Below are 25,250 nucleotides of genomic sequence, written 5' to 3' on the forward strand. Positions count from 1 at the left end.
AATTATCAGTGCATATTACACCTTTAAAATGCAATTTGCCCAATCACGATGCGTTATTTTACGGGGGTTAAGTCTATGAAATTATAGGAATATAAATAAAAAGGCCCTCGTTGAGGGCCCAAAAGTGTCTATATTTTATTATTGTAAGTTTTTAACTATTCATTACCTGCTTTCGCACGTTTATCTAGTCCATACTTATCAACTTTCATGATTAAACTAGCACGAGACATACCAAGCTCTTTAGCAAGCTTTGATTTATTAAAGTTACATCTCTTAAGCCCTTCACGAATCATAATAATCTCAAGTTCCATAAGTGCGTCTTTAAGTTTTCCAGATGTGTTAACACCTCTAGTTTGCTCAACTGGAGCCGCTCCGTGATCTAGAACCTGTGGACTAAGGATATCAGGTGTAATTGATTTATCATCACCAGCAAGAACAACAAGCCTTTCAACCTCGTTTTCTAGCTGACGAACATTTCCTGGCCATGGATAATCAAGCATCTTTTCCATACACTTCTTAGAAAAAGTCTTCATTGGCATACCTGACTCATCACACTTCTTCTTTAAAAAGTGCTCCATTAAAACAGGAATATCTTCTCTTCTCTCTCTTAGCGGAGGAAGGTTTACATTTAAAACGTTAATACGATAGTAAAGGTCTTCTCTGAACTCACCTTTTGCCATCATTGTTTTAAGGTCTTTATTTGTTGCTGCAATAATTCTCACATCTGTTCTTCTCGACTTATCAGCACCTACTGGTAAGTAAGTACCTTCCTGAAGAACACGTAGAAGCTTAACTTGCATCGATAGTGATGTATCCCCAATTTCATCGAGGAATAATGTCCCACCATTTGCTAACTCAAATAAACCAGACTTTTCTTTATGAGCACCAGTAAAAGAACCCTTCACGTGACCAAATAATTCAGAATCTAGTAGGTTCTCGTTAAATGCAGAACAGTTAACAGCTAGGAATTGAGCATCTTTACGAGGTGATGCAAAGTGAATTGCTTTAGCAACAAGTTCCTTACCCGTACCGTTTTCACCCTGTACAAGTACAGAAGATTCACTAGTAGAAATTCTTTCAAGTAGAGAGTAAATCTTTTGCATAGCTTTCGATTTACCAATCATATTATGATAACGGAACTTTTCGCCGAGTTCAGAATTAAGCATATGAATTCTTTCTTCTCTTTTAGAAATCTCGACATGGAATGTAGCTACTTCACCGGCAACTAGTTCAACTAGTTCTTTTAAATATTCAATTTCTCTTGGAAATAAGCGTCTTGTTTCATTTACACATTCCTGTGCTGCTTCTGGGCTCGCTCCATGCTCAATAAGTGCGGCCACTAGCTCTTTTTCATCTTCATCACTGAAAGTACTTTTCAAGAAAGGAAAAGCAAAAACAGTTCCCTGATATTCACCTTCAATTTCAATTCTTGTCCCCATCATTTTCACACCCGGAAAATATGAATCAAAGATCATAACTGTTTCACCAGACTGACTTAATTCATCACTAAACCTTTCTACATCGGCCGTAATAAAGTCATAACCATGCGGAAGAGACATCTGTGTTTGAAAGAAAAGGTTCTTAAAATCATAATCCTTATCTTTATGTCCACTTCTTATTTTGAAATGGTTGTCTGCATAGAATACCTCTACACCAAACCACTTATTAATTATTTCTTCGAGCTTAGAAATAACATGTAGTCCATTTAGTTCAGTCCAATTGATCATTGTTAATCTCCGATGTTTATTTTTTTGGCACAAAAACGATATACCAAAGCTTAGTCTGTAAAACTTTTCGGCAGATTTTAATAAAACTTAACTACAAATGATGAAAAAATAGACAAATTCAAAGAAATATTATTAGTTTAATTTATCCCTAAGTAGTTGAGAACACGTGTAAAATATGAACTCATCTTCCAATCCTGAGGTCCCTTAAACATAATACGGTGATCGAGGTTAGAATCGAAAACAAAAGTTTCCGGAACTTTAACAACCCCTAATTTACTCATAGATATCCCAGAAACATCATGAATAACCATAGAATTACTTGGTAGGTCTTTGAATCTTTTTAGAAACTTTTTAATTTTCATGTCCTCATCCTTAACGGCCATGAAAACAACTTTTACATTCTTTTCTTCGAGCTTACGTGCAAACTCAACAAATTCAGGAAATTCAGCTTCACAAGGTGCACACCATGTTCCCCAAAAATGGACAACAAGACCATTAGAGCTTTGCGCCAAGTCTTGTAACTGAACAGGACTATTATCTTCAAAATTAGTTAACTCAACACTAGGGAGTGTTTTTAATATATACGTGCGACTTTCATCAACATAGGTATCAATTTTATTCTTATGATAAATAGAATAACCAAGCGTTATGGCCACAATTATAAAGATGAATGATATTTTTGAAGAAGTACTCATAGTAAATACAATGTGAAATAAAAAAACCCATCATACCTAAATATGATGGGCCTATCTTAGTTTGAATTAATTAAAATATTAATCAACGAAAGCAATATAAGCCATCTTAGAGTTATCACCAACTCTGTTATCAGAAAGCTTCATGATTCTTGTATAACCACCATTTCTTTCTTTAAACTTTGGCCCAAGCTCTGTAAAAAGCTTGTTTACTGCATCTTTATCGTTAAGTTTTTTGAATGCAAGTCTTCTATTAGCTACTGTGTCGTTTTTAGAAAGAGTTACTAACTTTTCTACAACTGGCTTAACAGCTTTAGCTCTAGTAAGAGTTGTCTTAATCATACCGTGGTCAATAATTTCTGACGCAAGGTTTTTAATCATAGAAACTCTGTGTGATGGACTTACACCTAATTTATATTTATGTCTTTGATGTCTCATATCTCTACCTCAACTTATAACAACTTTTAGTTTTCTTCTTTCAGGTCTTGCATAATGCTATCAACTTTCATACCTAGACCAAGTCCCATTTGAGATAAAACTTCTTTAATCTCATTTAGTGACTTACGACCAAAGTTCTTAGTTCTTAGCATTTCACCTTCAGTTTTAGAAACTAGCTCATAGATATACTTAATATCTGCGTTCTGCAAGCAGTTTGCAGATCTTACAGATAGTTCAAGCTCAGAAACAGGTTTTAATAGAGCTGCATTAGCTGTATTTTGTTGTTTCTTTGGCTTAGCTTCCATTCTTGTAATTTCTTCTTCATCTTCGAAGCTTAGGAAAACTGCTAATTGATCTCTAAGGATCTTAGCAGAGTATGCAACAGCATCAGATGGCTCAACACCAGCGTTAGTCCATACTTCTAAAGTCAGCTTATCAAAGTCTGTTCTCTTACCAACACGTGAGTTAGTAACTGTATAGTTAACACGTGCAACTGGTGAGAAAAGAGAATCTAGATATACCCAACCGATTGGAAGATCAAATGATTCTTTATTATCTAGAGCAGTAACATATCCTTTTCCTCTAGCAACAAGTAGTTCCATCTTGATTGATCCACCTGTAGATAAGTTACAGATAGCGTGATCAGGATTTAGAACTTCTACGTTAGCTGATTCAGAAATATCACCAGCAGTAACAACACCCTCAACTGATTTCTCAAGAGTTAGAGTTACCTGCTCTTTATCTTTAATTCTAAAGTGTACCTCTTTAAGGTTTAGAATAATCTCAGAAACTTCTTCTTTTACGTTGTTGATTGTACCAAATTCATGTTCAACACCTTCAATTCTAATTGCAACAATAGCTGCACCTTGAAGTGATGAAAGAAGTACACGACGTAATGAGTTCCCAAGAGTTTGTCCATAACCTCTTTCAAGTGGCTTAGCAACGAACTTACCATAAGTCTTAGTTAGCTTATCGTTATCCATTTCCAAAGCTACTGGTCTTATCATTCCTGTCCAATTTTTTGCTGTAAATGTGTCCACAGACAACTCCTTAATAATATAAGTCTATAAATTATACTCTTCTTCTTTTTGGTGCACGACATCCGTTGTGTGGGATTGGTGACCTATCAGCAACAGAAGTAATCTTCAGACCTGCAGCGATGAATGCTCTTACAGCATTTTCTCTACCTGCACCTGGACCTTTAACTCTTACTTCAACGCTTGATAGTCCGTGCTCCATAGCTTTCTTGGCTGCTTCCATTGAAGCCATTTGAGCCGCGAATGGAGTCGACTTCTTAGATCCTCTAAAACCTAGCTGACCTGCAGACGCCCATGAAATTGCGTTACCATTCATATCTGTGAATGTTACGATTGTATTATTGAAAGAACACTGAATATGAGCGATACCTCTCGTGATGTTCTTTTTTACTTTTTTCTTTGAAGCTGTTTTCTTAACCATCATTAACTCCTAACAATTACTTCATTGACTTAATTGACTTCTTACCTGCGATTGCTACTGCTGGCCCCTTACGAGTACGAGCATTAGTAGAAGTTCTTTGACCTCTTACCGGTAGACCTTTTCTGTGTCTAATACCTCTGTAACAACCTAAATCTTTAAGTCTCTTAATGTTAAGACCAACTTCTCTTCTTAAGTCACCTTCTACAGTGTACTCACTTTCAAGAACAAGTCTGATTTCATTTGCTTCTTCTTCAGTAAGTTCGTTTGAACTTTTGTTTAAATCGATGTTTGTTTTTTCTAATACTTCCTTAGCAATCTTTGGTCCTACACCATAAATAGATTGCAGGGCAATTCTCATTACCTTATTTCTAGGAATATCAACACCAAGAATTCTCGCCATAGCTACACTCCTTCCTATTAATTAGCCTTGTCTTTGCTTGTGCTTAGGGTTTTTACATACAACTCTAAGTACGTTTTTTCTTTTAATAACTTTACAATCTTTACACATCGGTTTCACTGATGCTCTAACTTTCATAACTACCTCGTATGTTCTACTACACTAGCGTTTTTTACTTCTATATGTAATTCTTCCCTTCGTTAGATCATACTTGCTGATTTCAACAAGGACCTTATCTCCAGGTAAAATTTTAATAAAGTGCATTCTCATTTTTCCACTAATGTGGGCAATTACCGAATGTCCATTCGGTAGCTTGACTTTAAATTTAGTATTAGGAAGAAGCTCAGTAACTTCCCCTTCAACCTCAATAGTTTCCTGATTACTCATATACTAAAAACCTAAAGTAATTGCTTATATATGACTCATGGCCATATTGCAAGCTCAATCACTTATTTATAAATTATTTAACAACTTTTTTTATATCTTCAAAAATAGCGTCAAGGTCTTTGGTTGCGTCTACCTTAACTAGTCTTCCCTGTGACTCATAATACTCAAGTACAGGCTCAATATTGTCTGTAAAAACCTTCATTCTTGTTCTTACAGTTTCTTCATTATCATCTTTGCGATGCACAAGGTCTTCACCACTTACATCACACTTTCCATCAACTTTCGGTGGTTTAGTTTTAAGGTTATAAATCTCACCACTCTTAGGAGCGACACGACGATTTACAATTCTCTCAACTAAAGTATCGATATTGACTTCAAAATAAACAGCTAATGACTTAACTCCACCCAATAGAGCACTATCAAGATCTTTAGCTTGTACTAAATTACGTGGATAACCGTCAAAAATATATGTCGATTTATCAACAGCACAATTTGCTTTTAATAAATCTAATACAAGCTCGTCACTAACTAACTCACCAGAGTCCATTACTTCTTTGATTTTAGTACCTAGCTCACTTCCTTTAGCAACTTCTGCACGCAGAAGATCACCTGTAGAAACATGATTGTAACCAAGTTCGTTTACAATCTTTTTAGCTTGAGTACCTTTACCTGAACCGGGTGCTCCAATAAGTATTAACTGTGGCGACATATTGACTAGAACCTTCTGTTATTTCCGTTATATTTACCTTTAGACTTATATGATGACTCATATTTGTCAGCAAACATAAACGATTGCACATTCATCATTACTCTAACTGAAACTGAAACAAGGATCAGCATAGATGTTCCACCGAAACGTGTTTGAGCTCCTGTAATTAAAGAAGGCACAATACAAACAACAATAAGGAATAAGGCCCCAAAGAATGACATACGATTTAAAAGTGTATCTAGATATTCTTTAGTTTTATCACCAGGTCTAATTCCTGGGATGAATGCATTATTCTTTTGTAGCATTTCGGAAATTTTCTTAGTCTTGAACTGAATTGGTGCATAGAAATAAGTCATATACACAATCAAAGCTCCAAACAAGATATTAAATAGTAACTGCCCTGGGTATAAACTTTGTTGAATAGTATCAAAGTATGGCTTAAACGCACTATCAGCTGGGATAAATGTCGCAAAAGTTGCAGGTGCAGCAAGTAGAGAAGATGCTAAGATAGGAGGCATAACTCCACCAGTATCAACTCTCATCGGAAGTGTTTGATTCCCTCCGTAAACTCTGTTGTTAACAACTCTTTTTGCATATTGTACTGGAATAGCTCTAAAGGCTCTTTCAATAAATGCAACCACGAAGAATGCAACAACAATTACAGCAGCGAAAGTTAGTAGCTCTAAACCACCCATTTCACCGTTTCTAAATAATGTTATTTTCTGAATTACTTCTGTTGGTAGCTCAACTGCAATACCAGCAAAAATAATCAGTGATACACCATTTTCGAGTCCAAATTCAGTGATTCTCTCACCTAGCCATAGAAGAAACATTGTCCCTGCAGCTAGAGTAATCATTGTAACAACTCTAAAAAGCATACCTGGATCAGGAATAACTCTAGCACCACCTGGTGAAACAAATGTTTCAAACACAGCGGCCATTGAGTAACCCTGTATGCAACAGAGTATTACTGTTGCATACCTAGTCCATTTTTGTATTTTCTTTTGTCCTTCTGAGTCTTCCTGCATCTCTTGGATTTGAGGAATTACCTCACCAAGAAGAGAAAAGATAATAGAAGTAGTAATATAAGGCATAATCCCCAGTGCTAAAACTGAGAATCTCTTGAAGGCACCACCACTAAAAGTGTTGATTAGATCGAAAAGACCTCCGCCTCCAGATTCTGCAAAATATGAAGAAATTGCTTGCGCATCAACCCCTGGAACAGGGATTTGCGCAACCAATCTATATACTACTAATAATAAAAAAGTAAAAAAGACTTTTTTCTTAAGCTCTTCAAGTCTTCCATGAGCATTTGACATCAGACGATCCTTTTTATTTTGTTGCTATTTTTCCACCAGCTTTCTCGATTGCTTCTTGTGCACTCTTAGAAAACTTTTCAATATTAACAAAATTTAACGATTTTGAAAGCTCTCCGTTAGCAAGAATTTTCACAGGACGTCTTTTATCCGCACCCTTAAGAATACCCTTCTCAATTAAAGCTTCTTTTGTAACGTCTCCGCCATCAAATTTCGCTTCTAGAGTAGCTAGAGAAACTTCAGCATATACTGTTTTGAATGGAGCGTTAGAAAATCCTCTCTTTGGTAGACGCATGTATAATGGCATGTTCCCACCTTCGAAACCAGTTCTTACACCACCACCGGCACGAGCTTTTTGACCTTTATGACCTTTACCAGCTTGAGTACCTTGTCCTGAACCTTGTCCACGACCAATTCTCTTGATGTTCTTATGTGCACCCTTTGGGCTTTTTAAGTTATTTAAAGTTAACATATCTACCTCTTATTCCTGGATGTCTAAAAGGTGAATTACCTTTTTGATCATTCCTCTAACAGCTGATGTATTTTCTAAAGTCTTAGATGTACCTGTTTTTCTAAGTCCTAGACCTCTAACTGTAGCTTTTTGCTTTTCGTTGCACTTAATAGTACTTTTCTTCAATGTAACTGTAATTGTTTTCGCTGTCATATCAACCTCAATTAACCTTTAATTCTTAAGCCCTTAGCTTCTTTACCACGTACTCTTGCAACTTCTTCAACTGATCTTAGTTGTGCTAGAGCATCAAATGTCGCCTTAACGATATTGTGTGGGTTATTACCTCTAAGTGACTTAGTTAGAACGTCTTTAACACCTGCAAGCTCAAGAATTGAACGACATGCACCAGCAGCCTTAACCCCTGTACCTTCTGCGGCAGGCTTGAAAAGGATCTGACCAGCATCGAACTCACCCATAACTGTATGTGGGATTGTTCCACCATCAACAGGTACTGAAATCATACTTTTTTGAGCCGCTTGTGTTGCTTTTCTGATTGCTTCAGGAACTTCTTTTGCTTTCCCTAGACCAAAACCAACGCGACCTTTCTTATCACCAACGATCATTAGAGCACTAAAAGAAAATCTTCTACCACCCTTCATAACCTTTGCAACTCTGTTTACAGCAACAACTCTTTCCTCAAGCTCAACATCCATTCCGTTATTATTTTGACGTTTTTTAGATGGAGCTCTTTTAGAAGCTTTCTTCTTAGGTTCTGCTTTTACTGTTTTTTCAACGCTTTTATTTTCTTCAGACATCACTTACTCCTAAATTTGAATTCCATTTTCTCTAGCAGATTCAACAACAGCTTTAATTACACCGTGGTATTTAAGTCCGTTTCTGTCGAAAACAGCAGTTGAAATATTCTTAGCTTTTAAGTTTTCAGCAAGTTTAGCACCTACAAGTTGAGCACCTGCAACATTACACTTTCCTTCTACTGCGTTCTTACCATAAGTTTGAACACTGAAAAGAGTCTTGTTAGCTTCATCATCAATAACTTGTACAGTGATGTGCTTGTTTGTACGGTTTACAGATAGACGTGGTCTTTCTGCATTACCAGCAACTTTTTTACGAATTGCAAGTTTTCTTCTAATTCTTCTAGCTGTACTTGCTTTACCAGCTTTACCATAAGGTTTTCTAATCATTTTAGTCTCCTCACCCTAGGCCCTAACCGCGGGCCATTCTCAGGCTACATATTTATTACTTACCGCCAGATTTACCAGCTTTTCTAACAATGTGCTCTTCAGCGTATTTAACACCTTTACCTTTATATGGCTCTGGTGGTCTGAATGAACGGATTTTTGCAGCAGCAAATCCAAGAAGCTCTTTATTTGGTCCAGTAAGCTCAATCTCATTCTTAGTTACTTTTGCAGCAACTGTTTCTGGAAGAACGTACTCGATTGGGTGAGAGTAACCAAGGTTAAGTGTCATTGTGTTTCCACTTACTGACGCCTTGTAACCAACACCGTTGAACTCAAGCTTTCTTGTAAAACCATCAGTAACACCTGTTACCATGTTAGAGATGATTTGTCTTGCTGTACCCCACATTGCACGAGACTTTTTTGACTCGTCAATTGGGTTTACTTTTACTTCGTTACCTTCATGTGAAAGAGTTACTAAATTATTAAAAGTATACTCTAGTTCACCTTTAGGCCCTTTAACCGATACTGTTGTACCGTTTATTGATACCTGAGTTTTCTCAGGAACTATTACCGGGTTTTTTCCTACACGTGACATTACTCGCTCCCTACTACCAAATATTACAGATTACTTCACCACCAACTTTTGTCGCTCTCGCTTCTCTATCAGAAATAATTCCTTTAGAAGTTGATAGGATTGAAGTACCTAGACCACTGATTACTCTAGAGATATCTTTATAACCACGGTACTGTCTTAGACCTGGTTTAGATACTCTTTGAAGACCAACAATAGCGTTATCTTTTAGTAGTACTTTAATTCTTATATCTGACTGGCTTTTTGCAATAATTTTGAATGAACGAATATATCCTTCGTCCTTCATAACTTTACAAACACCAGCTTTCATTTTTGATGCTGGGAACTCAACTCTATCGTGTCCAGCATTAATTGCATTTCTAATTCTTGTTAACATATCTGAAATAGGATCAGTCATCATAATCTCGTCTCCTCTACCATCACCAGCTTGACTTAGTTACACCTGGGATCATCCCTTTAAGTGCTAACTCTCTAAATTGAATTCTTGATAATCTGAACTTTCTATAGAAAGCACGTGGACGACCAGTCAGTTCACATCTATTTCTTACTCTAATTTGAGCTGAATTTCTTGGAAGCTTTTGAAGTCTGATCATCGCTTCAAATCTTTCTTCATCAGAAAGTTTTTCGTTGATGATAGCAGCCTTAAGTTCTTTTCTTAAAGCACCATATTTTTCAGCAAGCTTAGCTCTTTTCTTGTTACTTTCAATTTTCGCTTTTCTAGCCATTACTATATCCTCTATTACTTGTTGAAAGGCATACCAAAAAGGTTTAGTAGCTCTCTACCTTCTTCGTTGTTTCCAGCAGTTGTTACGATTGAGATTCCAAGACCTCTTACTTTATCAATTTGATCGTAAGAAATTTCTGGGAAAATAATCTGCTCTTTTAAACCTAAAGTATAATTACCCTGTCCATCGAAACCTTTAGAAGAAACACCTCTAAAGTCACGAACTCTTGGAAGAGTAATATTAACAAGTCTATCAAGGAATTCGTACATTCTCTCACCACGAAGAGTAACATTTGCACCTAGAGGCATACCTTCTCTAACTTTGAAACCTGCAACAGACTTTCTAGCCTTTGCAACAACTGGCTTTTGACCAGTGATAGTTCCAAGATCCTTAACAATCGACTGAACAACTTTAGAGTTAGTAACTGCGTCTCTTGTACAACAGTTAACCACTATCTTTTCTAGCTTAGGAATTTGGTTAACATTCTTATAACCAAACTTCTCAGTCATTTTATTTTTAATTTCATCATTATAAAGTTTTCTGAATCTACTCATATCTGCCTCTACCCTTAACTCAGTTCTGATCCACAAGAAACAGCGACTCTAACTTTCTTTCCATCTTTTTCTTCAAATCTTACTCTTGTAGCCTTTTTTGTTTTTGGGCTTACAACAGCAACATTAGAGATGTGAAGAGGCGCTTCGATATCAACGATACCGCCTGCTGGGTTCTCTTGAGTTGGTTTAATTGCTTTTTTTACTAGATTAACACCACCAACATAAACAACTTTGGTCTTGAAATTAATTTTCTTAACTTCACCAGTTTTGCCTCTGTCTTTTCCTGTTAAAACTACAACATTATCATTAACTTTTAGCTTTTGCATAACTTCCTCACTGAACCTTGATTATAGAACTTCCGGGGCCAAAGAACAGATCTTAGTGAAACTTCTGTTTCTTAATTCTCTAGCTACAGGACCAAAAATACGTGTCCCTACTGGTTCATTGTTATTATTTAGAATTACAACACTGTTCTTATCAAATCTGATGTAAGAACCATCTTCTCTTCTAATTGGGTACTTAGTTCTAACGATAACTGCTTTCTTAACGTCACCCTTTTTAATTTTTCCACCTGGAAGAGCTTGCTGAACTGCTACTACAATAATGTCACCAAGATTAGCGTTCATTCTTTTTGAACCACCAAGAACCTTGATACACTTTACTTCTCTAGCTCCAGAGTTATCAGCAACTTCTAACTTAGTTTGCATCTGAATCATTTCTAACTCCTAAAATAGGCTTATTAAGCCATTACTTATTTACCTTTAACAGTTCCCACTTTTTGAGTTTTGAATAAGGTTTACTTTCAATAATTGTTACATTGTCACCTAGACTTGCTTCAAAACTTTCGTTATGAGCATGGTATTTCTTAGTTTTTGTAACGAACTTACTGTATACAGGGTGCTTAAAACGTCTAGCAACGTTAACAACTACAGTTTTATCATTCTTTACAGAAACAACTACACCATCTAGCTTTCTTTTAAACGTTTTTGTACTCATGGTTATTCACCTTTAGCTTTCTTTGCTGTTAATAATTTAGCAATATTCTTTTTTGCAATTTTTAGCTGATGAGGCTTTTCGATTCCACTTGTCGCTTTTGACATGTTCATATCGAAGATAGCTCTTCTCATTTCAGTAACTTTTGCATCAATTTCTTTACCGCTTAAACCGCTTACTTCTTTATAATCTAACTTTTGCATAACTTCCTCTAACGATTAAAGTTCCTGTTGCTCTCTAGAAATGATTCTAGTTTTAACAGGCAGCTTGTACATAGCAAGCTTAAGTGCTTGTTTACTTAGCTCAGGATCAGTATGCTTAATTTCAAACATTACTCTTCCTGGTTTTACTACTGCAACCCAAGAATCTGGAGAACCTTTACCTTTCCCCATACGAACTTCAGCTGGCTTCTTAGTTAGGACTTTATCTGGAAAGATTTTGATCCAAACGTTACCACCTCTTTTGATCTTTCTTGTCATTGCAATACGGGCAGCTTCAATCTGACGGTTAGTTATATACCCACATGACAGGGCTTGTATAGCAAATTCGCCGAACGTGATAGTATTTCCACGGTTTGCTTTCCCTTTCATTCTTCCTTTCTGCTGCTTACGCCACTTTACTTTTTTTGGACTTAACATATTTACCTCAATAAATTCAATTCATTAACGAATTTCCAACTACTTGTAAATCTCACCCTTATAAACCCAAACTTTAACACCGATAATACCGTATGTTGTTTGTGCTTCAGCAGTGTTGTAATCAATATCTGCTCTAAGAGTGTGTAGAGGAACTTTTCTCTCTGTATAACCTTCTGCTCTTGCCATCTCAGCTCCGCCTAAACGACCTGCTGTTCTAACACGAATACCTTTAACACCAGCTCTGAATGCTGACTGCATAACTTTCTTCATTGCTCTTCTGAAAGCTACACGTTTCTCAAGCTGACCTGCGATATTCTCAGCAATTAACTTTGCTTCTGCATCTGGTCTTTTAACTTCTGCAATATTGAAGATTAGAGTCCCTTTAGTAAGTTTCTTAAGGTCGTTTCTAATTTTCTCAATTCCTGCACCTTTTTTACCAATTGCTACACCTGGCTTAGCTGTATAAACAGTAACCTTAACTTGGTTTGAAGTTCTTGATAACTCGATGTTAGCTACAGAAGCATTCTTCATGTTCTTTTCAATGTAGTTTCTAATTGCAAGATCTTCGTGAAGTGTTTCACCGTATTCTTGATCGTTAGCAAACCAATTTGAGTGCCATGACTTAATATAACCTAATCTAAAACCGTATGGATGTACTTTTTGTCCCATAATTTATCCTATGCTTCTTTTAGTTCAACTGTTATGTGACTAGTTCTTTTTCTAATTCTGAATGCGCGACCTTGAGCTCTTGGCTGGATACGCTTTAAAGTTGGACCTTCGTCCGCTTTAATGATTGAAACAACTAAGTTGTCTAAATCATATTTTTCAGAATCAGCTGCGATTGCTAATCCACTATTAATTAATTTTGTTAAAACAAGTGCAATTTCTTTCTTCTCTTGGAAACGTAAAATCTTTAACGCTTCAGAAGCTTTCTTCTTTCTAATTAGATCGCAAACCTGTCTTACTTTTCTTGGCGCGATACCAACTCTACTGTTTCTAACTGTAATGGCCATCTGACCTTCTCCTTATTCAACTGTAACTTAACTACTTTTTCTTGCCTTTCTTATCTGCACCGTGACCATAGTAAGTTCTTGTAAGTGCAAATTCACCTAACTTATGTCCGATCATATTGTCTGTAACATAAACTGGTATGAATTTCTTACCGTTGTGAACGGCAAATGTAAGTCCAATAAACTCAGGAACAATCGTTGATCTTCTAGACCATGTCTTGATCACTTTGTTACCTTTATTACCTTCTTCTTGCATTTGTAGAGCTTTTTTCATTAAGCTAATATCAACAAATGGTCCTTTTTTAAGTGAACGGGCCATATTAATCTCCTACTACTTTCTTCTCTTAACGATGAACTTATCAGTTCTCTTATTAGTTCTAGTCTTGTAACCCTTAGTTGGTGTTCCCCATGGTGAAATTGGATGACGTCCACCTGAAGTTCTACCTTCACCACCACCGTGTGGGTGATCAACTGGGTTCATAGCAACACCACGTACAGTTGGTCTAAATCCAAGCTTTCTCTTACGTCCAGCTTTACCAATGTTACGTTTTTCGTGATCTAGGTTACCTACCTGACCAATAGTTGCCATACATACTAATTCAACTTTTCTAAGCTCACCTGATGGCATTCTAAGAAGAGCAAACTTACCCTCTTTTGCCATGATTTGTACGTAAGAGCCTGCAGAACGTGCTAATTGACCACCAGCTCCTGGGTACATTTCAACGTTGTGTACAAGAGTACCAACTGGAATGTCCTTAAGCTTCTTAGCATTTCCTACTTTAATATCTGCATCTGCAGATGCGATAACTTTATCACCTACTTTAAGTCCAAGAGGAGCTAGGATGTAGCTCTTCTCACCATCGTGGTATGCGATAAGTGCGATATTACAAGTTCTGTTTGGATCATATGAGATCGCTTGAACTGTTGCAGGGATATCCATTTTGTTTCTTTTGAAGTCGATAATTCTATATCTTCTCTTAACTCCACCACCTCTGTGTCTAACAGTGATACGTCCAGAGTTATTTCTACCTGCAAAATTTTTCTTAACTGATGTTAGACCTTTAACCGGCTTTACATCTTTTGTTAACTCATCACTATTTAGGACTTGCATCTTTCTTAGTGAAGGAGTTGTTGGTTTAAATCTTTTAATACCCATAATTTCCTCAGCTAACTAGTTAAACACCTTTAAAAAATTCAATCTTTTGACCTTCCGCTAATTGAACGAAAGCCTTCTTGAATTTACTAGTCTTTTTTACACCTTTACCAGCTCTTTTAATTTTACCTGGAGTGATGTTTGTCTTTACATTTAATACTTTCACATCATAAAGCGCTTCAACTGCATTCTTAATTTGATGCTTATTAGCTTTAAGATCTACAACAAAACCAAATCTGTTGTAGTTATCTGTAGCTACAGAAGTCTTTTCAGTGATAAGTGGTTTCTTTAATACATTTTCTAACGTCGCCATAATTACACCAACTTATTTAATAGGGTTTCTAATGCACTCTTTTCAATAACTAGGTTTTCGAATTTAACCGCTTCGTATACAGAGAAACCTTCAACGGCCATCCCTTTACCCCACTGTAAGTTCTTCACTGCTCTAAGAGCTGGTGAGTTTTTATCAGCAGTTACTACTAAAGCCGGTAGTAAACCTTTACCATTTAAAAGATTGTACATTTCTTTAGTTTTACCAGTTGATTCAATCGTATCTACTACTGTCAACTTTCCTGCTTGGAGTTTGTCAGCAAGAATAGATTGAATAGCAACCTTTGCCATTTTCTTATTAACTTTTTGAACGTAGCTTCTTGGGCTAGGACCGTGAACAGTTCCACCGCCTACCATAAGAGACGATCTAATAGAACCTTGACGTGCTCTACCTGTACCTTTTTGTTTGAATGGCTTAATACCACCACCGCTAACATCTGAACGACCTTTAACACAAGCATTACCTTGTCTTCTTCCCGCTAGAGTAGCTTTAACAACTTGGTGTACAGCCGCTACGTTAATATCTTCAGCAGTTAGACTTACGTTTGTAGTAAGCTTTCCCGCTTCTTCTAATTTTGCATTTAATACTGTTACATCACTCATAACTATTACCTCAGTCTACTATTACTTCTTAAGTGCTTTTGCAATTCTTACAAAACCGTTTTTAGAACCAGGAACTGATCCCTTAAGTAGCATGTATCCTTTATCTTGATTAACTTCAACAACCTTGATGTTTTGAATAGTTTTTGTCTCACTACCCATGTGACCAGGCATTCTTTTGTTCTTCCAAACTTTACCAGGAGTCGCTCTGTTACCGATCGAACCACCACGTCTGTGGAATTTCGAACCGTGAGTTGCAGGTCCACCTTTAAAGTTGTGTCTCTTCATTTGACCTTGGAAACCTTTACCTTTAGATGTTCCTGTTACGTCAACATATGTAGAAGCTTCAAATGACTCAACTGAAAGATCTTTACCTAAGTTAGCAGCATCTACACCTTGAGCTGTAACTTCTGCAAATCTTACAAAGTTATTCTCAACGTTAGCTGACTTAAGGTGACCCTTAGTTGCTTTATTAAGTAGTTTTTCTCTTTTTTCGTAGTAACCAACTTGGTAAGCTTCGTACCCATCTTTATCTAGAGTCTTAACTTGAGTTACTTTATTAGGAATAAGTTTGATTACTGTTACTGGAACGTGGTTACCAGCTTCATCAAAGATTCTTGTCATACCAGCTTTAACACCATAGATAGTATTAAGAGCTAGTGAACTAGATGATTCAGTAGCAGCTGTCTCAACTGCTTGAGTTTCTTCTGTCATTTTGCCTCCACAGCATCACTCTTCTCCAAGAGATGCATGCATGGTTAATAATAAAATTTTTTTAGTTTATACTAGTACTTGATTTCAACGTCAACACCAGCTGATAGATCTAATTTCATTAGGCTATCAACAGTCTGTTGAGTTGGATCAACAATATCAATTAGTCTCTTGTGTGTTCTCATTTCAAATTGCTCACGAGATTTTTTATCTTTGTGAGGTGATCTAAGAACAGTAAATTTATTAATCTCTGTTGGTAATGGGATTGGTCCCGCTACTCTAGCGCCTGTTTCTTTAGCTGTTTGAACGATCTCATCTACAGAGCTATCAAGAAGCTTGTGATCATATGCGCGCAATTTAATTCTTAACTTAGAAGCTTTCATACACATCCTATTAATCAATTTTAAAAGTTGAATTTGACTTTTATATGTTTTTTGGGCCTATTGTCAAATTATTTTTACGCTAGGCCATATATTTTTTACGCATCAACCAATTTTTCTCATAAAAAAAGGGTGGCCCTTAAGACCACCCTCTTTATATACAATAAAATTAGTCTAGAATTTCAGATACTGTACCAGCACCAATTGTTCTACCACCTTCACGGATCGCGAACTTAAGACCTTTTTCCATCGCAATTGGAGTAATTAAATCTACTGCGAATGAAGTATTGTCTCCTGGCATTACCATCTCAACTCCGTCTGCAAGTGTAATATCACCTGTTACGTCTGTTGTTCTGAAGTAAAATTGTGGTCTATAACCTTTGAAGATTGGAGTGTGACGTCCACCTTCATCTTTTGAAAGGATATATACTTCACAGTTGAACTTCGCGTGTGGAGTTACTGATCCTGGCTTAACTAGACACTGACCACGTAGTACTTCTTCACGTTTAACACCACGTAGAAGTAGACCAACGTTATCACCTGCACGACCTTCGTCAAGAAGCTTTCTGAACATCTCAACACCTGTTACAGTTGTCTTAGTTGTTTCTTTAATACCAACGATTTCGATCTCTTCGTTTACCTTGATTACACCTCTTTCAACACGTCCTGTACAAACTGTACCACGTCCTGAGATTGAGAATACATCTTCTACTGGCATTAGGAAGTCAAGATCTGTTGCTCTAGCTGGAGTTGGAATATACTCATCAACTTGTGCCATAAGCTCTAGTACTTTATCTTTACCAATTGCATCGTCTCTCATTTCAAGAGCTGCTAGTGCCGAACCAGCTACGATAGGAATATCGTCACCTGGGAAGTCGTAAGAAGATAGAAGCTCTCTTACTTCCATTTCTACTAGCTCAAGTAGTTCTTCATCATCTACCTGGTCTACTTTATTTAAGAATACTACGATCGCTGGTACACCTACCTGACGTGCAAGAAGGATGTGCTCTCTTGTTTGTGGCATTGGCCCATCAGCCGCTGAACAAACTAAGATTGCTCCGTCCATTTGTGCTGCACCTGTAATCATGTTCTTTACATAGTCAGCGTGACCTGGACAGTCTACGTGTGCGTAGTGTCTTGTTGCTGTTTCATACTCAATGTGTGAAGTATTGATTGTAATACCTCTAGCTTTTTCTTCTGGTGCCGAATCGATTTCGTCGAATTTTCTTACGTCACCACCAAGTGCGTTCGCTAGTGTAATTGAAATTGCCGCTGTAAGAGTTGTCTTACCGTGGTCAACGTGCCCGATCGTACCAATGTTTACGTGGGGCTTACTTCTGTCAAAAGATTCTTTTGCCATTTTTTTACTCCTGCTTTTTGTTAAAAAAAATCTAAAGTGTTTTAGATGTATATTCCTCGTTTTTCAAGTATTTCTTTCGCCATTTTCATAGGAATTTCCTCATAACGATCAAAGTTCATCGTAAAGTTGGCCCTTCCCTGTGATTTCGAGCGTATATCTGTTGAGTAACCAAACATTTCAGATAAAGGAACTTCAGCATCAATCACTTCTTTATCTTGCTTTGCACTCATGGCGTGAATTTTTCCACGCTTTGTATTTATATCTGAAATAATATCCCCAGTGTAATCAGTTGGAGTTACTACTTCTAGGCTCATTTTAGGCTCAAGTAAAGATAATCCAGCATTACGACATGCTTCTCTAAATGCGTTTGAAGCTGCAATAGCATATGCAACTTCAGAGCCTTCTTCTTCATTAAAGTTTGCTGCGACTAATTTAGCCTTAATATTTATAAATGGATACCCAGCAAGTGCTCCGCCCATTGAAGTATCTTTGATACTTTTTTCAATAGCATTTAAGAAGTCTTGTGGTAGATCACGCTTAGTTAGATCTGTTTCAAATTGAACACCAGACTGATGATCCGTTGGCTCAACCTCAACAACAGCATGGCCATACACCATCTTTCCACCTTGCTCGCGGTTAAATGTATCTTCGGCCTTAGCCGTACCTGTAATACTCTCTCTATAAGAAACCTGAGGATCTCCTACTCGTATACCAACTTTAAATTCACGCTCAAGACGATCACAAATAATCTCTAAGTGAAGCTCGCCCATACCAAAAATTAGAAGCTGACCAGTTTCTTTATTATGTTGATAAGTAAACGAAGGATCTTCTAGCTTTAGCTGACTTAAAGAAGTCATTAACTTTTTTTCATCATTTGTCGTTTTAGGCTCAATGGCAACTGAGATTACAGACTCTGGAAATTCCATAAGGTCGAAAATAATTGTACGGTTTTCCGCACAAAGAGTTTCACCTGTTACAGTTTCTTTTAATCCCGAAATTGCAATAATATCACCAGCTTTTGCTTCTTGAAGCTCAGTTCTCTTAGCTGCATGCATTTGAAGAATTTTATTAACTCTTTCACGCTTACCTTTATGAGGGTTATATACCTGTGCTCCCGCCTTAAGAGAACCTGAATAAATTCTGAAGAATGTTAAAGAACCAACAAATGGATCCGTTGCAATCTTAAATGCAATCCCTGAAAATGCATCTTCAGTATCTGGCCTTCTTACTTCTTCCTTATCATGATTCTTTCCATTCACACCTTTTACTTCACCACGATCAATTGGTGAAGGTAGGTAGTCGCGAACAGCATCGAGAAGTGGTTGGACACCCTTGTTTTTAAAAGCAGAACCACAAAGAACTGCAACAAATTCGTGATTAATAACTGCATCACGAATAGACTTTGAAATTCTTTCAGCTGATATAGACTCACCAGACAGATAATCCTCTGCTAATTGGTCATCAAAGTCAGCTAAAGTTTCAATTAATTCCTCATGGGCCATTTGTGCATCATCTTGCATATCTTGTGGAATTTCTTCAACAACAACAGTTGAGCCCAAGTCTTCATCTTTAAAAAGAATGGCCTTCATATTTACAAGGTCAATAACACCTTTGAATGTATCTTCTGCACCAATTGGTAATTGAATTGCTGCTGCAGTTTTACCAAGCTTAGTTCTAATCTCTCCAAGACACATTTCAAAGTCAGCACCAACACGGTCCATCTTGTTAACAAATGCAATTCTTGGAACGCTATACTTATCAGCCTGGCCCCATACAGTCTCTGACTGTGGCTCTACACCGGCTACAGCATCAAATACACCAATTGCCCCATCAAGAACTCTAAGAGCTCTCTCAACCTCAATTGTGAAGTCTACGTGACCTGGAGTATCGATAATATTAATATTTGTCTTCTTCCACATACAAGTCGTAGCAGCGGAAGTAATTGTGATACCACGTTCTTGCTCCTGAACCATCCAGTCCATAGTCGCAGCACCATCATGCACTTCTCCAATCTTATGACTCTTACCCGTATAATAAAGAATACGCTCAGTAGTTGTCGTCTTTCCGGCATCAATATGCGCCATAATACCGATATTTCGAATATTTTCTAAACTCATAATAAGTCCTTAAAAATTTAATAAAATGCAGACATATAATTAACACAAACAAGGCAGTTTAGGTAGGAATAAAAAAGGGCCTCAATAGAGGCCCTTTATAGTTTATTATGAAATTTGCTTAATTTTATCTTGTTAGATTAATAACAGATTACCACTTAAGGTGAGCAAATGCTTTGTTAGCTTCTGCCATCTTGTAAGTGTCTTCACGCTTCTTAACAGCTCCACCTCTACCTTGAGAAGCGTCGATGATTTCGTCTGATAGTTTTTCAACCATAGTTCTACCACCACGAGCTCTTGCGTAATCTCTTAGCCATCTAAGTGCTAAAGATTGTCTTCTGTTATTTCTAACTTCAACTGGAATTTGGTAAGTTGCACCACCGATACGACGAGACTTAACCTCTACCGCTGGCTTAATGTTAGAAAGTGCTTTTTTGAATACTTTTAATGGCTCTTCACCAGTCTTTGACTCAACTCTTTGAAGTGCTCCATAAAAGATTTTTTCAGCAACTGACTTTTTCCCATCTTTCATAATTGCGTTTACACATTTTGCAACAACAACGTCTTGAAAAATTGGATCAGGTAGTACTTCTCTAGTCTGTGCTCTATTTTTTCTACTCATATTATTTCTCCTTCACCGGAAACAGATTTAACTGATCGATTACTCACCTCAGGCCATTACGCAATCGGTGTCAATTAGTTAACTAAATTACTTCTTAGGCTTTTTACAACCGTACTTAGATCTTCTCTGACCTCTTTTATCAACACCTTGGCAGTCTAATGTACCTCTAATAGTGTGATAACGAACCCCTGGAAGGTCTTTTACTCTACCACCACGAATCATAACGATCGAGTGTTCTTGTAGATTGTGTCCTTCACCACCAATGTATGAAGTAACTTCAAATCCACTTGTTAGTTTTACCCTACAAACCTTTCTCATCGCTGAGTTTGGTTTCTTAGGAGTAGTTGTATATACTCTTGTACATACACCGCGTCTTTGTGGACACGCTTTTAAGGCAGGTGATTTAGTTTTTTCAAACTTATCAGTTCTACCTTTTCTAATTAATTGGTTAATCGTAGGCATTTCCGCTCCTTAACTACAACAAATTTCAAAGATAAAATTAGGCTTTAGCCCATAATAAACTATAGAGGGATGGTGTAACACACCACCCCTCATATAAGCAAGTTTTTATAACATTAATGTAGAAGTTTCTTCAACTGAAGACTCTTCTTCAACAAATGCTTCATAATCACGGTACTTAGAGATACCAGAACCTGCTGGAATCAGGCGGCCCATAAGTACGTTTTCTTTAAGACCGCGAAGCATATCTTTCTTACCTTCGAGTGAAGCTTGAGTAAGAATCTTCGTTGTCTCTTGGAATGAAGCAGCTGATAAGAATGAATCAGTTGAAAGAGCTGCCTTAGTAATACCAAGTAGAACTGGTCTAGCTTGAGCTGGCTCATATCCATCAGCAACTAGTTCTTCGTTCGTAGTAAGTAATTCTGCTTTAGTTACAGAGTCACCAACAACAAATGTAGAGTCACCTGGATCAGTTACTTCAACTTTCTTAAGCATTTGAGAAACAATTACCTCGATGTGCTTATCATCAATATCAACACCCTGTAGGCGGTAAACAGCTTGAATTTCATCAACGATGTAACCAGCAAGTTCCTTAATACCTAAAACTCTTAGGATATCATGTGGGTTAGCTGGACCATCCATAATAGCTTCACCAGAACGGATGTAGTCACCTTCGTTAACTGTTACGTAACGACCCTTAGGGATTGTGTAAACAACTGGATCTGAACCATCTTCAGGTCTAATTAGAACTCTTCTAGAACCTCTAACCTCTGCACCAAACTCAATAGTACCTGTAACATCGGCAATTTGAGATGCATTAGTTGGCTTTCTAGCTTCGAAAAGTTCTGCAACTCTTGGAAGACCCCCTGTAATATCTTTTGTTTTCGTTGTTTCACGAGAAACTTTAGATAATACACCACCAATTTCAACTTCATCACCTTCAGTTACAGTAAGAGTTGCTCCTACTTGAAGACGGTATGTTGCTTGACGGTTTGTTCCAGGAACAATTACTGGGTTTCCATCAGCATCAAGAATAGAAATTCTTGGCTGTAAAGAAGGATCCTTAGTTTCCATTACAGTTCTTTGAGTTAGACCAGTTACTGCATCTGTTTGCTCTGCAATAGTTGCACCAACAACTAGGTCTTCAAATTTAACTGTACCAGCTACTTCTGTTAGAAGTGGAATCGCAAACGGGTCCCATTCAATCAGAGTATCCCCTACGTTTACTTCGTCACCTTCTTTGAAGTGTAACTTAGCACCGTAAGTTGCTGGATATTTTTCTTTTTCAACACCACGTGCATCTTTGATGATTAGCTCACCAGTCTTATTCATAATAAGAAGACCGTTTTGAGTTTCAGCAGTGATAACGTTGTTAAATACAACCTTACCAGACGTACGAACTGTTGTTTTATTTACTTGAGCACCAGCAGTTGCAGTACCACCAACGTGGAAAGTACGCATTGTAAGCTGTGTACCAGGTTCACCAATTGATTGAGCGGCAATAACACCAACTGCTTCACCAACTGAAACCATTGTACCGCGAGCAAGGTCACGACCAAAACATGCAGCACAGAACCCATGTCTTTCGTTACAAGTCAGAACTGATCTAACTTTGATTTGGTCAACTTCATTTGCTTCTAGCATCTCAAGGTCTTTTTCAGTTAGTAAGTGACCTGATTGAAGAACTTCATTACCTTCAGCTGAGATAACTGGAGCTGCTGTTACACGGCCCATAGCTCTAGATGCTACGTGCTCAACAACTTCACCAGACTCAATACGTGAAGTAAGAGTAATTCCGTCAGTCGTACCACAGTCTTCATTTCTGATAATACCATCTTGAGCTACGTCAACTAGACGTCTCGTTAGGTAACCAGAGTTTGCTGTCTTTAGGGCAGTATCGGCTAGACCTTTACGTGCACCGTGTGTAGACGTGAAGTACTGAAGTGCCGATAAACCTTCACGGAAGTTTGAAGTAATTGGCGTTTCAATAATTTCACCTGATGGTTTGGCCATTAGACCCCTCATGGCAGCAAGCTGTCTCATCTGCTGAGCAGAACCCCTTGCACCTGAGTTTGCCATCATATATAGAGCGTTGAATGAAGGAGCGTATACTGGCTCTTCACCTTCTTTCTCAGATGTAAATTCATCAGTTGAAATTTTCTCAAGCATAACCTTAACAAGTTTTTCTGTTGTTTGTGACCAAACATCAACGACTTTGTTATATCTCTCACCGTTAGTGATTGAACCTTCGTTATACTCTTCAGTAATTGCGCTAACTTCATCGTGAGCTTCTTGTAGGATACCTTCTTTTTCAGATGGGATTTCCATATCAACAACGTTAATCGAAATACCTGCTTTCGTAGCGTTGCTGTAACCAAGCTGCATAAGACCATCAGCAAGAAGAACAGTATCTTTTTCAGATCCTCTTCTGTAAGCAAGGTCTAGAAGTTTAACTAGCTCTTTCTTCCCTAGGATAATGTTTACATCAGCGAAGTTTAAGCATGATGGAACAATATCGAATACGAAAGTACGACCAACAGTTGTTTCGTGAACAACACCATCGATACGAACTTTAATAGGTGCCTGAAGGTGTAGGTTACCTGAGTGGTAAGCAAACTGAGCTTCTTCTTTAGAAGAGAAAGTTTTCCCGTACCCACGAGCATATGGTCTCTCACGAGTCATGTAGTAAAGACCAAGAACGATATCCTGAGATGGAGTAATAATTGGAGAACCATCTTTTGGAGAAAGAATATTATTTGTCGACATTGCAAGAACACGACACTCAATTTGAGCTTCAAGTGATAGAGGAACGTGAACGGCCATCTGGTCACCATCGAAGTCGGCGTTGAATGCTGTACATACAAGAGGGTGAAGACGAATCGCTTTCCCTTCAATAAGTACTGGTTCGAAACCTTGGATACCAAGTCTGTGAAGAGTTGGTGCACGGTTAAGAAGTACTGGGTGTTCTTGTACAACTTCTTCAAGGATATTCCATACTTCTTCTTTTTGTTGCTCAACCATACGCTTAGCAACTTTAATCGTAGTACAGTGTCCTTTTTCAATTAGTTTGTTGTAGATAAATGGCTTGAAAAGCTCAAGTGCCATAAGTTTAGGTAGACCACACTGGTGAAGTCTTAAACTTGGACCAACAACAATTACAGAACGTCCTGAGTAGTCAACACGCTTACCAAGAAGGTTTTGACGGAAACGTCCTTGCTTACCTTTTAACATATCAGAAAGAGATCTTAGTGGACGCTTGTTAGCACCAGTAAATACTTTACCACGACGACCATTATCAAAAAGAGCATCTACTGCTTCTTGAAGCATTCTCTTTTCGTTTCTAATGATGATTTCAGGAGCATTAAGTTCTTTAAGTCTTCTTAGACGGTTGTTTCTGTTGATAACACGTCTGTATAGATCGTTAAGATCTGAAGTTGCAAAACGACCAGCTTCAAGAGGAACTAGAGGTCTTAAGTCTGGTGGAAGAATTGGAACTACATCCATCATGAACCACTCAGGCTTGTTTTCAGACTTCATAAGAGATTCAACAACTCTTAATCTCTTAACAAACTTTGTTCTTGCCATTTCTGTTGTAGCATTAGCAAGACCACGTCTTAAGTTTTTGTTTTCTAAATCGATATCAAGCTTAGAAAGTAGTTCTTGAACAATCTCTCCACCCATACCAGCTTCAAAGTCAATTCCTTGATCTTTAAGTTCCCAGTATTGTTGTTCAGAGATAACACGACCTACATCTAGACCACCTTCAACACCATCAGTTGCCGAAGCAGTTACAATATAAGCTTCATAGTAAAGAACCTTTTCAAGTTCTTTAAGAGAAAGATTAAGTAGAGCGGCCATTCTTGAAGGAAGTGAACGTAGGAACCAAATGTGAGCAACAGGAGTTGCTAATTCGATATGTCCACATCTCTCACGACGTACTTTAGAAAGTGTAACTTCAACACCACACTTCTCACATACTACACCTCTGTGCTTCATTCTCTTGTACTTACCACAGATACATTCGTAATCTTTTACTGGTCCGAAGATCTTTGCACAGAATAAACCATCTCTTTCAGGCTTATATGTTCTATAGTTAATAGTTTCTGGTTTTTTTACTTCACCAAATGACCACTCTCTGATTGTATCAGGAGAAGCAAGCTTGATAGATACACCCTCAACGCTTACTGGATCTTTTGGCTTATCAAAAAAGTTTAAAAGGTCTTTCATTATTTATG

Annotated in this window: 36 protein-coding genes; all 36 read right to left on the reverse strand. The window is 37.5% G+C overall.

The genetic code is table 11. The annotated features are described in order from the left end of the window. Positions 1–155 precede the first annotated feature (155 nt). The 36 genes from BALOs_RS14255 to rpoC all read right to left on the reverse strand — a co-directional run bounded on the left by BALOs_RS14255 (position 156) and on the right by rpoC (position 25,242). Positions 156–1,727 carry a sigma-54-dependent Fis family transcriptional regulator gene (locus tag BALOs_RS14255; RefSeq protein WP_120405575.1) on the reverse strand — a complete coding sequence of 524 codons (1,572 nt, stop codon included), beginning with the start codon at positions 1,725–1,727 and terminating at the stop codon, positions 156–158. Positions 1,728–1,864: 137 nt separating this feature from the next. Further along, complete coding sequence (locus tag BALOs_RS14260; RefSeq protein ID WP_120405576.1) at positions 1,865–2,422, reverse strand: TlpA disulfide reductase family protein; 558 nt, start codon at positions 2,420–2,422, stop codon at positions 1,865–1,867. A gap of 78 nt (positions 2,423–2,500) precedes the next feature. Beyond that, positions 2,501–2,857, reverse strand: a complete 357-nt coding sequence (rplQ, locus tag BALOs_RS14265; RefSeq protein WP_114705851.1) for a 50S ribosomal protein L17 — start codon at positions 2,855–2,857, stop codon at positions 2,501–2,503. 26 nt (positions 2,858–2,883) lie between these two features. Then, positions 2,884–3,897: a DNA-directed RNA polymerase subunit alpha gene (locus BALOs_RS14270; RefSeq protein WP_114705852.1), complete on the reverse strand. Its 1,014-nt coding sequence runs from the start codon at positions 3,895–3,897 to the stop codon at positions 2,884–2,886. A gap of 31 nt (positions 3,898–3,928) precedes the next feature. Beyond that, positions 3,929–4,318 (reverse strand): 30S ribosomal protein S11, encoded by a 390-nt coding sequence (rpsK, locus tag BALOs_RS14275; protein ID WP_233500234.1) that lies wholly within the window; start codon positions 4,316–4,318, stop codon positions 3,929–3,931. 13 nt (positions 4,319–4,331) lie between these two features. Next, entirely contained in the window at positions 4,332–4,715 is a 384-nt protein-coding gene (gene rpsM / locus BALOs_RS14280; protein WP_114705854.1) for a 30S ribosomal protein S13, read from the reverse strand. 21 nt (positions 4,716–4,736) lie between these two features. Further along, a complete protein-coding gene (gene rpmJ, locus BALOs_RS14285; protein WP_021276174.1) occupies positions 4,737–4,850 on the reverse strand; it encodes a 50S ribosomal protein L36 in 114 nt (37 codons plus the stop codon). A 24-nt stretch (positions 4,851–4,874) separates the two neighbouring features. Next, entirely contained in the window at positions 4,875–5,099 is a 225-nt protein-coding gene (gene infA, locus BALOs_RS14290; RefSeq protein ID WP_021266177.1) for a translation initiation factor IF-1, read from the reverse strand. 73 nt (positions 5,100–5,172) lie between these two features. Then, on the reverse strand, positions 5,173–5,808 hold the full coding sequence (locus BALOs_RS14295; protein ID WP_114705855.1) for an adenylate kinase: 636 nt from the start codon (positions 5,806–5,808) through the stop codon (positions 5,173–5,175). 5 nt (positions 5,809–5,813) lie between these two features. Further along, on the reverse strand, positions 5,814–7,127 hold the full coding sequence (gene secY / locus BALOs_RS14300; RefSeq protein WP_114705856.1) for a preprotein translocase subunit SecY: 1,314 nt from the start codon (positions 7,125–7,127) through the stop codon (positions 5,814–5,816). Between the two features lie 13 nt (positions 7,128–7,140). Beyond that, positions 7,141–7,596, reverse strand: coding sequence for a 50S ribosomal protein L15 (gene rplO / locus BALOs_RS14305; RefSeq protein ID WP_114705857.1), 456 nt, complete (start codon positions 7,594–7,596; stop codon positions 7,141–7,143). A 9-nt stretch (positions 7,597–7,605) separates the two neighbouring features. Continuing rightward, positions 7,606–7,788, reverse strand: coding sequence for a 50S ribosomal protein L30 (gene rpmD, locus BALOs_RS14310; RefSeq protein WP_114705858.1), 183 nt, complete (start codon positions 7,786–7,788; stop codon positions 7,606–7,608). An 11-nt stretch (positions 7,789–7,799) separates the two neighbouring features. Then, positions 7,800–8,288 carry a 30S ribosomal protein S5 gene (gene rpsE, locus BALOs_RS14315; RefSeq protein WP_233500243.1) on the reverse strand — a complete coding sequence of 163 codons (489 nt, stop codon included), beginning with the start codon at positions 8,286–8,288 and terminating at the stop codon, positions 7,800–7,802. A gap of 111 nt (positions 8,289–8,399) precedes the next feature. Beyond that, positions 8,400–8,777: a 50S ribosomal protein L18 gene (gene rplR / locus BALOs_RS14320; protein WP_114705860.1), complete on the reverse strand. Its 378-nt coding sequence runs from the start codon at positions 8,775–8,777 to the stop codon at positions 8,400–8,402. A gap of 55 nt (positions 8,778–8,832) precedes the next feature. Further along, the gene (gene rplF / locus BALOs_RS14325; RefSeq protein WP_114705861.1) at positions 8,833–9,369 is read right to left on the reverse strand and encodes a 50S ribosomal protein L6; all 537 of its coding nucleotides are present in this window, start codon (positions 9,367–9,369) and stop codon (positions 8,833–8,835) included. A 13-nt stretch (positions 9,370–9,382) separates the two neighbouring features. Beyond that, a complete protein-coding gene (rpsH, locus tag BALOs_RS14330; RefSeq protein ID WP_334677875.1) occupies positions 9,383–9,763 on the reverse strand; it encodes a 30S ribosomal protein S8 in 381 nt (126 codons plus the stop codon). A gap of 22 nt (positions 9,764–9,785) precedes the next feature. Beyond that, the gene (gene rpsN / locus BALOs_RS14335) at positions 9,786–10,091 is read right to left on the reverse strand and encodes a 30S ribosomal protein S14 (RefSeq protein ID WP_114705863.1); all 306 of its coding nucleotides are present in this window, start codon (positions 10,089–10,091) and stop codon (positions 9,786–9,788) included. A gap of 14 nt (positions 10,092–10,105) precedes the next feature. After that, the gene (gene rplE / locus BALOs_RS14340) at positions 10,106–10,645 is read right to left on the reverse strand and encodes a 50S ribosomal protein L5 (protein WP_114705864.1); all 540 of its coding nucleotides are present in this window, start codon (positions 10,643–10,645) and stop codon (positions 10,106–10,108) included. Between the two features lie 14 nt (positions 10,646–10,659). Beyond that, on the reverse strand, positions 10,660–10,971 hold the full coding sequence (gene rplX, locus BALOs_RS14345; RefSeq protein ID WP_114705865.1) for a 50S ribosomal protein L24: 312 nt from the start codon (positions 10,969–10,971) through the stop codon (positions 10,660–10,662). A gap of 21 nt (positions 10,972–10,992) precedes the next feature. Further along, the gene (rplN, locus tag BALOs_RS14350) at positions 10,993–11,361 is read right to left on the reverse strand and encodes a 50S ribosomal protein L14 (protein WP_114705866.1); all 369 of its coding nucleotides are present in this window, start codon (positions 11,359–11,361) and stop codon (positions 10,993–10,995) included. Between the two features lie 31 nt (positions 11,362–11,392). Further along, on the reverse strand, positions 11,393–11,641 hold the full coding sequence (gene rpsQ, locus BALOs_RS14355; RefSeq protein WP_114705867.1) for a 30S ribosomal protein S17: 249 nt from the start codon (positions 11,639–11,641) through the stop codon (positions 11,393–11,395). 2 nt (positions 11,642–11,643) lie between these two features. Beyond that, complete coding sequence (gene rpmC, locus BALOs_RS14360) at positions 11,644–11,841, reverse strand: 50S ribosomal protein L29 (protein ID WP_114705868.1); 198 nt, start codon at positions 11,839–11,841, stop codon at positions 11,644–11,646. 15 nt (positions 11,842–11,856) lie between these two features. After that, a complete protein-coding gene (rplP, locus tag BALOs_RS14365) occupies positions 11,857–12,276 on the reverse strand; it encodes a 50S ribosomal protein L16 (protein ID WP_114705869.1) in 420 nt (139 codons plus the stop codon). A 39-nt stretch (positions 12,277–12,315) separates the two neighbouring features. After that, the gene (gene rpsC, locus BALOs_RS14370; RefSeq protein WP_114705870.1) at positions 12,316–12,945 is read right to left on the reverse strand and encodes a 30S ribosomal protein S3; all 630 of its coding nucleotides are present in this window, start codon (positions 12,943–12,945) and stop codon (positions 12,316–12,318) included. 8 nt (positions 12,946–12,953) lie between these two features. Then, a complete protein-coding gene (rplV, locus tag BALOs_RS14375; RefSeq protein WP_114705871.1) occupies positions 12,954–13,289 on the reverse strand; it encodes a 50S ribosomal protein L22 in 336 nt (111 codons plus the stop codon). A gap of 31 nt (positions 13,290–13,320) precedes the next feature. Further along, positions 13,321–13,605 carry a 30S ribosomal protein S19 gene (gene rpsS / locus BALOs_RS14380; protein WP_114705872.1) on the reverse strand — a complete coding sequence of 95 codons (285 nt, stop codon included), beginning with the start codon at positions 13,603–13,605 and terminating at the stop codon, positions 13,321–13,323. A gap of 12 nt (positions 13,606–13,617) precedes the next feature. Then, positions 13,618–14,442 (reverse strand): 50S ribosomal protein L2, encoded by an 825-nt coding sequence (gene rplB, locus BALOs_RS14385; RefSeq protein ID WP_114705873.1) that lies wholly within the window; start codon positions 14,440–14,442, stop codon positions 13,618–13,620. Positions 14,443–14,461: 19 nt separating this feature from the next. Further along, on the reverse strand, positions 14,462–14,752 hold the full coding sequence (gene rplW / locus BALOs_RS14390) for a 50S ribosomal protein L23 (protein WP_114705874.1): 291 nt from the start codon (positions 14,750–14,752) through the stop codon (positions 14,462–14,464). Between the two features lie 2 nt (positions 14,753–14,754). Beyond that, a complete protein-coding gene (gene rplD, locus BALOs_RS14395) occupies positions 14,755–15,372 on the reverse strand; it encodes a 50S ribosomal protein L4 (RefSeq protein WP_114705875.1) in 618 nt (205 codons plus the stop codon). Positions 15,373–15,393: 21 nt separating this feature from the next. Then, complete coding sequence (gene rplC / locus BALOs_RS14400; RefSeq protein WP_114705876.1) at positions 15,394–16,083, reverse strand: 50S ribosomal protein L3; 690 nt, start codon at positions 16,081–16,083, stop codon at positions 15,394–15,396. Positions 16,084–16,154: 71 nt separating this feature from the next. Beyond that, positions 16,155–16,463: a 30S ribosomal protein S10 gene (gene rpsJ / locus BALOs_RS14405; protein WP_114705877.1), complete on the reverse strand. Its 309-nt coding sequence runs from the start codon at positions 16,461–16,463 to the stop codon at positions 16,155–16,157. Between the two features lie 166 nt (positions 16,464–16,629). Further along, positions 16,630–17,820: an elongation factor Tu gene (gene tuf / locus BALOs_RS14410; RefSeq protein WP_120405577.1), complete on the reverse strand. Its 1,191-nt coding sequence runs from the start codon at positions 17,818–17,820 to the stop codon at positions 16,630–16,632. Positions 17,821–17,861: 41 nt separating this feature from the next. After that, positions 17,862–19,937, reverse strand: coding sequence for an elongation factor G (gene fusA, locus BALOs_RS14415; protein WP_120405578.1), 2,076 nt, complete (start codon positions 19,935–19,937; stop codon positions 17,862–17,864). A gap of 148 nt (positions 19,938–20,085) precedes the next feature. Next, positions 20,086–20,556: a 30S ribosomal protein S7 gene (rpsG, locus tag BALOs_RS14420; RefSeq protein WP_114705880.1), complete on the reverse strand. Its 471-nt coding sequence runs from the start codon at positions 20,554–20,556 to the stop codon at positions 20,086–20,088. Between the two features lie 87 nt (positions 20,557–20,643). Next, entirely contained in the window at positions 20,644–21,018 is a 375-nt protein-coding gene (gene rpsL, locus BALOs_RS14425) for a 30S ribosomal protein S12 (protein WP_114705881.1), read from the reverse strand. A gap of 105 nt (positions 21,019–21,123) precedes the next feature. Continuing rightward, a complete protein-coding gene (rpoC, locus tag BALOs_RS14430; RefSeq protein WP_120405579.1) occupies positions 21,124–25,242 on the reverse strand; it encodes a DNA-directed RNA polymerase subunit beta' in 4,119 nt (1,372 codons plus the stop codon). Positions 25,243–25,250 lie beyond the last annotated feature (8 nt).

It is taken from the genome of Halobacteriovorax sp. BALOs_7 (genome assembly GCF_003612895.1).
Classification (GTDB): Bacteria; Bdellovibrionota; Bacteriovoracia; order Bacteriovoracales; family Bacteriovoracaceae; genus Halobacteriovorax_A; species Halobacteriovorax_A vibrionivorans.

What these genes read in the sequence shown, in the direction of transcription:
- BALOs_RS14295 (WP_114705855.1), bottom strand. Translation starts at nt 5,808, where the DNA reads ATGTCGCCACAGTTAATACTTATTGGAGCACCCGGTTCAGGTAAAGGT.
- rplC (WP_114705876.1), bottom strand. Translation starts at nt 16,083, where the DNA reads ATGACAGAAGAAACTCAAGCAGTTGAGACAGCTGCTACTGAATCATCT.
- rplR (WP_114705860.1), bottom strand. Translation starts at nt 8,777, where the DNA reads ATGATTAGAAAACCTTATGGTAAAGCTGGTAAAGCAAGTACAGCTAGA.
- infA (WP_021266177.1), bottom strand. Translation starts at nt 5,099, where the DNA reads ATGAGTAATCAGGAAACTATTGAGGTTGAAGGGGAAGTTACTGAGCTT.
- rpsS (WP_114705872.1), bottom strand. Translation starts at nt 13,605, where the DNA reads ATGGCCCGTTCACTTAAAAAAGGACCATTTGTTGATATTAGCTTAATG.
- rplF (WP_114705861.1), bottom strand. Translation starts at nt 9,369, where the DNA reads ATGTCACGTGTAGGAAAAAACCCGGTAATAGTTCCTGAGAAAACTCAG.
- rplX (WP_114705865.1), bottom strand. Translation starts at nt 10,971, where the DNA reads ATGCAAAAGCTAAAAGTTAATGATAATGTTGTAGTTTTAACAGGAAAA.
- rpmD (WP_114705858.1), bottom strand. Translation starts at nt 7,788, where the DNA reads ATGACAGCGAAAACAATTACAGTTACATTGAAGAAAAGTACTATTAAG.
- rplO (WP_114705857.1), bottom strand. Translation starts at nt 7,596, where the DNA reads ATGTTAACTTTAAATAACTTAAAAAGCCCAAAGGGTGCACATAAGAAC.
- rplQ (WP_114705851.1), bottom strand. Translation starts at nt 2,857, where the DNA reads ATGAGACATCAAAGACATAAATATAAATTAGGTGTAAGTCCATCACAC.
- rplN (WP_114705866.1), bottom strand. Translation starts at nt 11,361, where the DNA reads ATGATTCAGATGCAAACTAAGTTAGAAGTTGCTGATAACTCTGGAGCT.
- rplV (WP_114705871.1), bottom strand. Translation starts at nt 13,289, where the DNA reads ATGGCCATTACAGTTAGAAACAGTAGAGTTGGTATCGCGCCAAGAAAA.
- secY (WP_114705856.1), bottom strand. Translation starts at nt 7,127, where the DNA reads ATGTCAAATGCTCATGGAAGACTTGAAGAGCTTAAGAAAAAAGTCTTT.
- tuf (WP_120405577.1), bottom strand. Translation starts at nt 17,820, where the DNA reads ATGGCAAAAGAATCTTTTGACAGAAGTAAGCCCCACGTAAACATTGGT.
- rpsC (WP_114705870.1), bottom strand. Translation starts at nt 12,945, where the DNA reads ATGGGACAAAAAGTACATCCATACGGTTTTAGATTAGGTTATATTAAG.
- rpsJ (WP_114705877.1), bottom strand. Translation starts at nt 16,463, where the DNA reads ATGAAAGCTTCTAAGTTAAGAATTAAATTGCGCGCATATGATCACAAG.
- fusA (WP_120405578.1), bottom strand. Translation starts at nt 19,937, where the DNA reads ATGAGTTTAGAAAATATTCGAAATATCGGTATTATGGCGCATATTGAT.
- rpsE (WP_233500243.1), bottom strand. Translation starts at nt 8,288, where the DNA reads ATGGATGTTGAGCTTGAGGAAAGAGTTGTTGCTGTAAACAGAGTTGCA.
- rplW (WP_114705874.1), bottom strand. Translation starts at nt 14,752, where the DNA reads ATGGCGACGTTAGAAAATGTATTAAAGAAACCACTTATCACTGAAAAG.
- rplP (WP_114705869.1), bottom strand. Translation starts at nt 12,276, where the DNA reads ATGTTAAGTCCAAAAAAAGTAAAGTGGCGTAAGCAGCAGAAAGGAAGA.
- rplE (WP_114705864.1), bottom strand. Translation starts at nt 10,645, where the DNA reads ATGAGTAGATTCAGAAAACTTTATAATGATGAAATTAAAAATAAAATG.
- BALOs_RS14255 (WP_120405575.1), bottom strand. Translation starts at nt 1,727, where the DNA reads ATGATCAATTGGACTGAACTAAATGGACTACATGTTATTTCTAAGCTC.
- rpsL (WP_114705881.1), bottom strand. Translation starts at nt 21,018, where the DNA reads ATGCCTACGATTAACCAATTAATTAGAAAAGGTAGAACTGATAAGTTT.
- rpmJ (WP_021276174.1), bottom strand. Translation starts at nt 4,850, where the DNA reads ATGAAAGTTAGAGCATCAGTGAAACCGATGTGTAAAGATTGTAAAGTT.
- rpsH (WP_334677875.1), bottom strand. Translation starts at nt 9,763, where the DNA reads ATGACTGATCCTATTTCAGATATGTTAACAAGAATTAGAAATGCAATT.
- rplD (WP_114705875.1), bottom strand. Translation starts at nt 15,372, where the DNA reads ATGAGTGATGTAACAGTATTAAATGCAAAATTAGAAGAAGCGGGAAAG.
- rpsK (WP_233500234.1), bottom strand. Translation starts at nt 4,318, where the DNA reads ATGATGGTTAAGAAAACAGCTTCAAAGAAAAAAGTAAAAAAGAACATC.
- rpsQ (WP_114705867.1), bottom strand. Translation starts at nt 11,641, where the DNA reads ATGAGTACAAAAACGTTTAAAAGAAAGCTAGATGGTGTAGTTGTTTCT.
- rpsG (WP_114705880.1), bottom strand. Translation starts at nt 20,556, where the DNA reads ATGAGTAGAAAAAATAGAGCACAGACTAGAGAAGTACTACCTGATCCA.
- rpsN (WP_114705863.1), bottom strand. Translation starts at nt 10,091, where the DNA reads ATGGCTAGAAAAGCGAAAATTGAAAGTAACAAGAAAAGAGCTAAGCTT.
- rpoC (WP_120405579.1), bottom strand. Translation starts at nt 25,242, where the DNA reads ATGAAAGACCTTTTAAACTTTTTTGATAAGCCAAAAGATCCAGTAAGC.
- rplB (WP_114705873.1), bottom strand. Translation starts at nt 14,442, where the DNA reads ATGGGTATTAAAAGATTTAAACCAACAACTCCTTCACTAAGAAAGATG.
- BALOs_RS14260 (WP_120405576.1), bottom strand. Translation starts at nt 2,422, where the DNA reads ATGAGTACTTCTTCAAAAATATCATTCATCTTTATAATTGTGGCCATA.
- rpsM (WP_114705854.1), bottom strand. Translation starts at nt 4,715, where the DNA reads ATGGCGAGAATTCTTGGTGTTGATATTCCTAGAAATAAGGTAATGAGA.
- rpmC (WP_114705868.1), bottom strand. Translation starts at nt 11,841, where the DNA reads ATGCAAAAGTTAGATTATAAAGAAGTAAGCGGTTTAAGCGGTAAAGAA.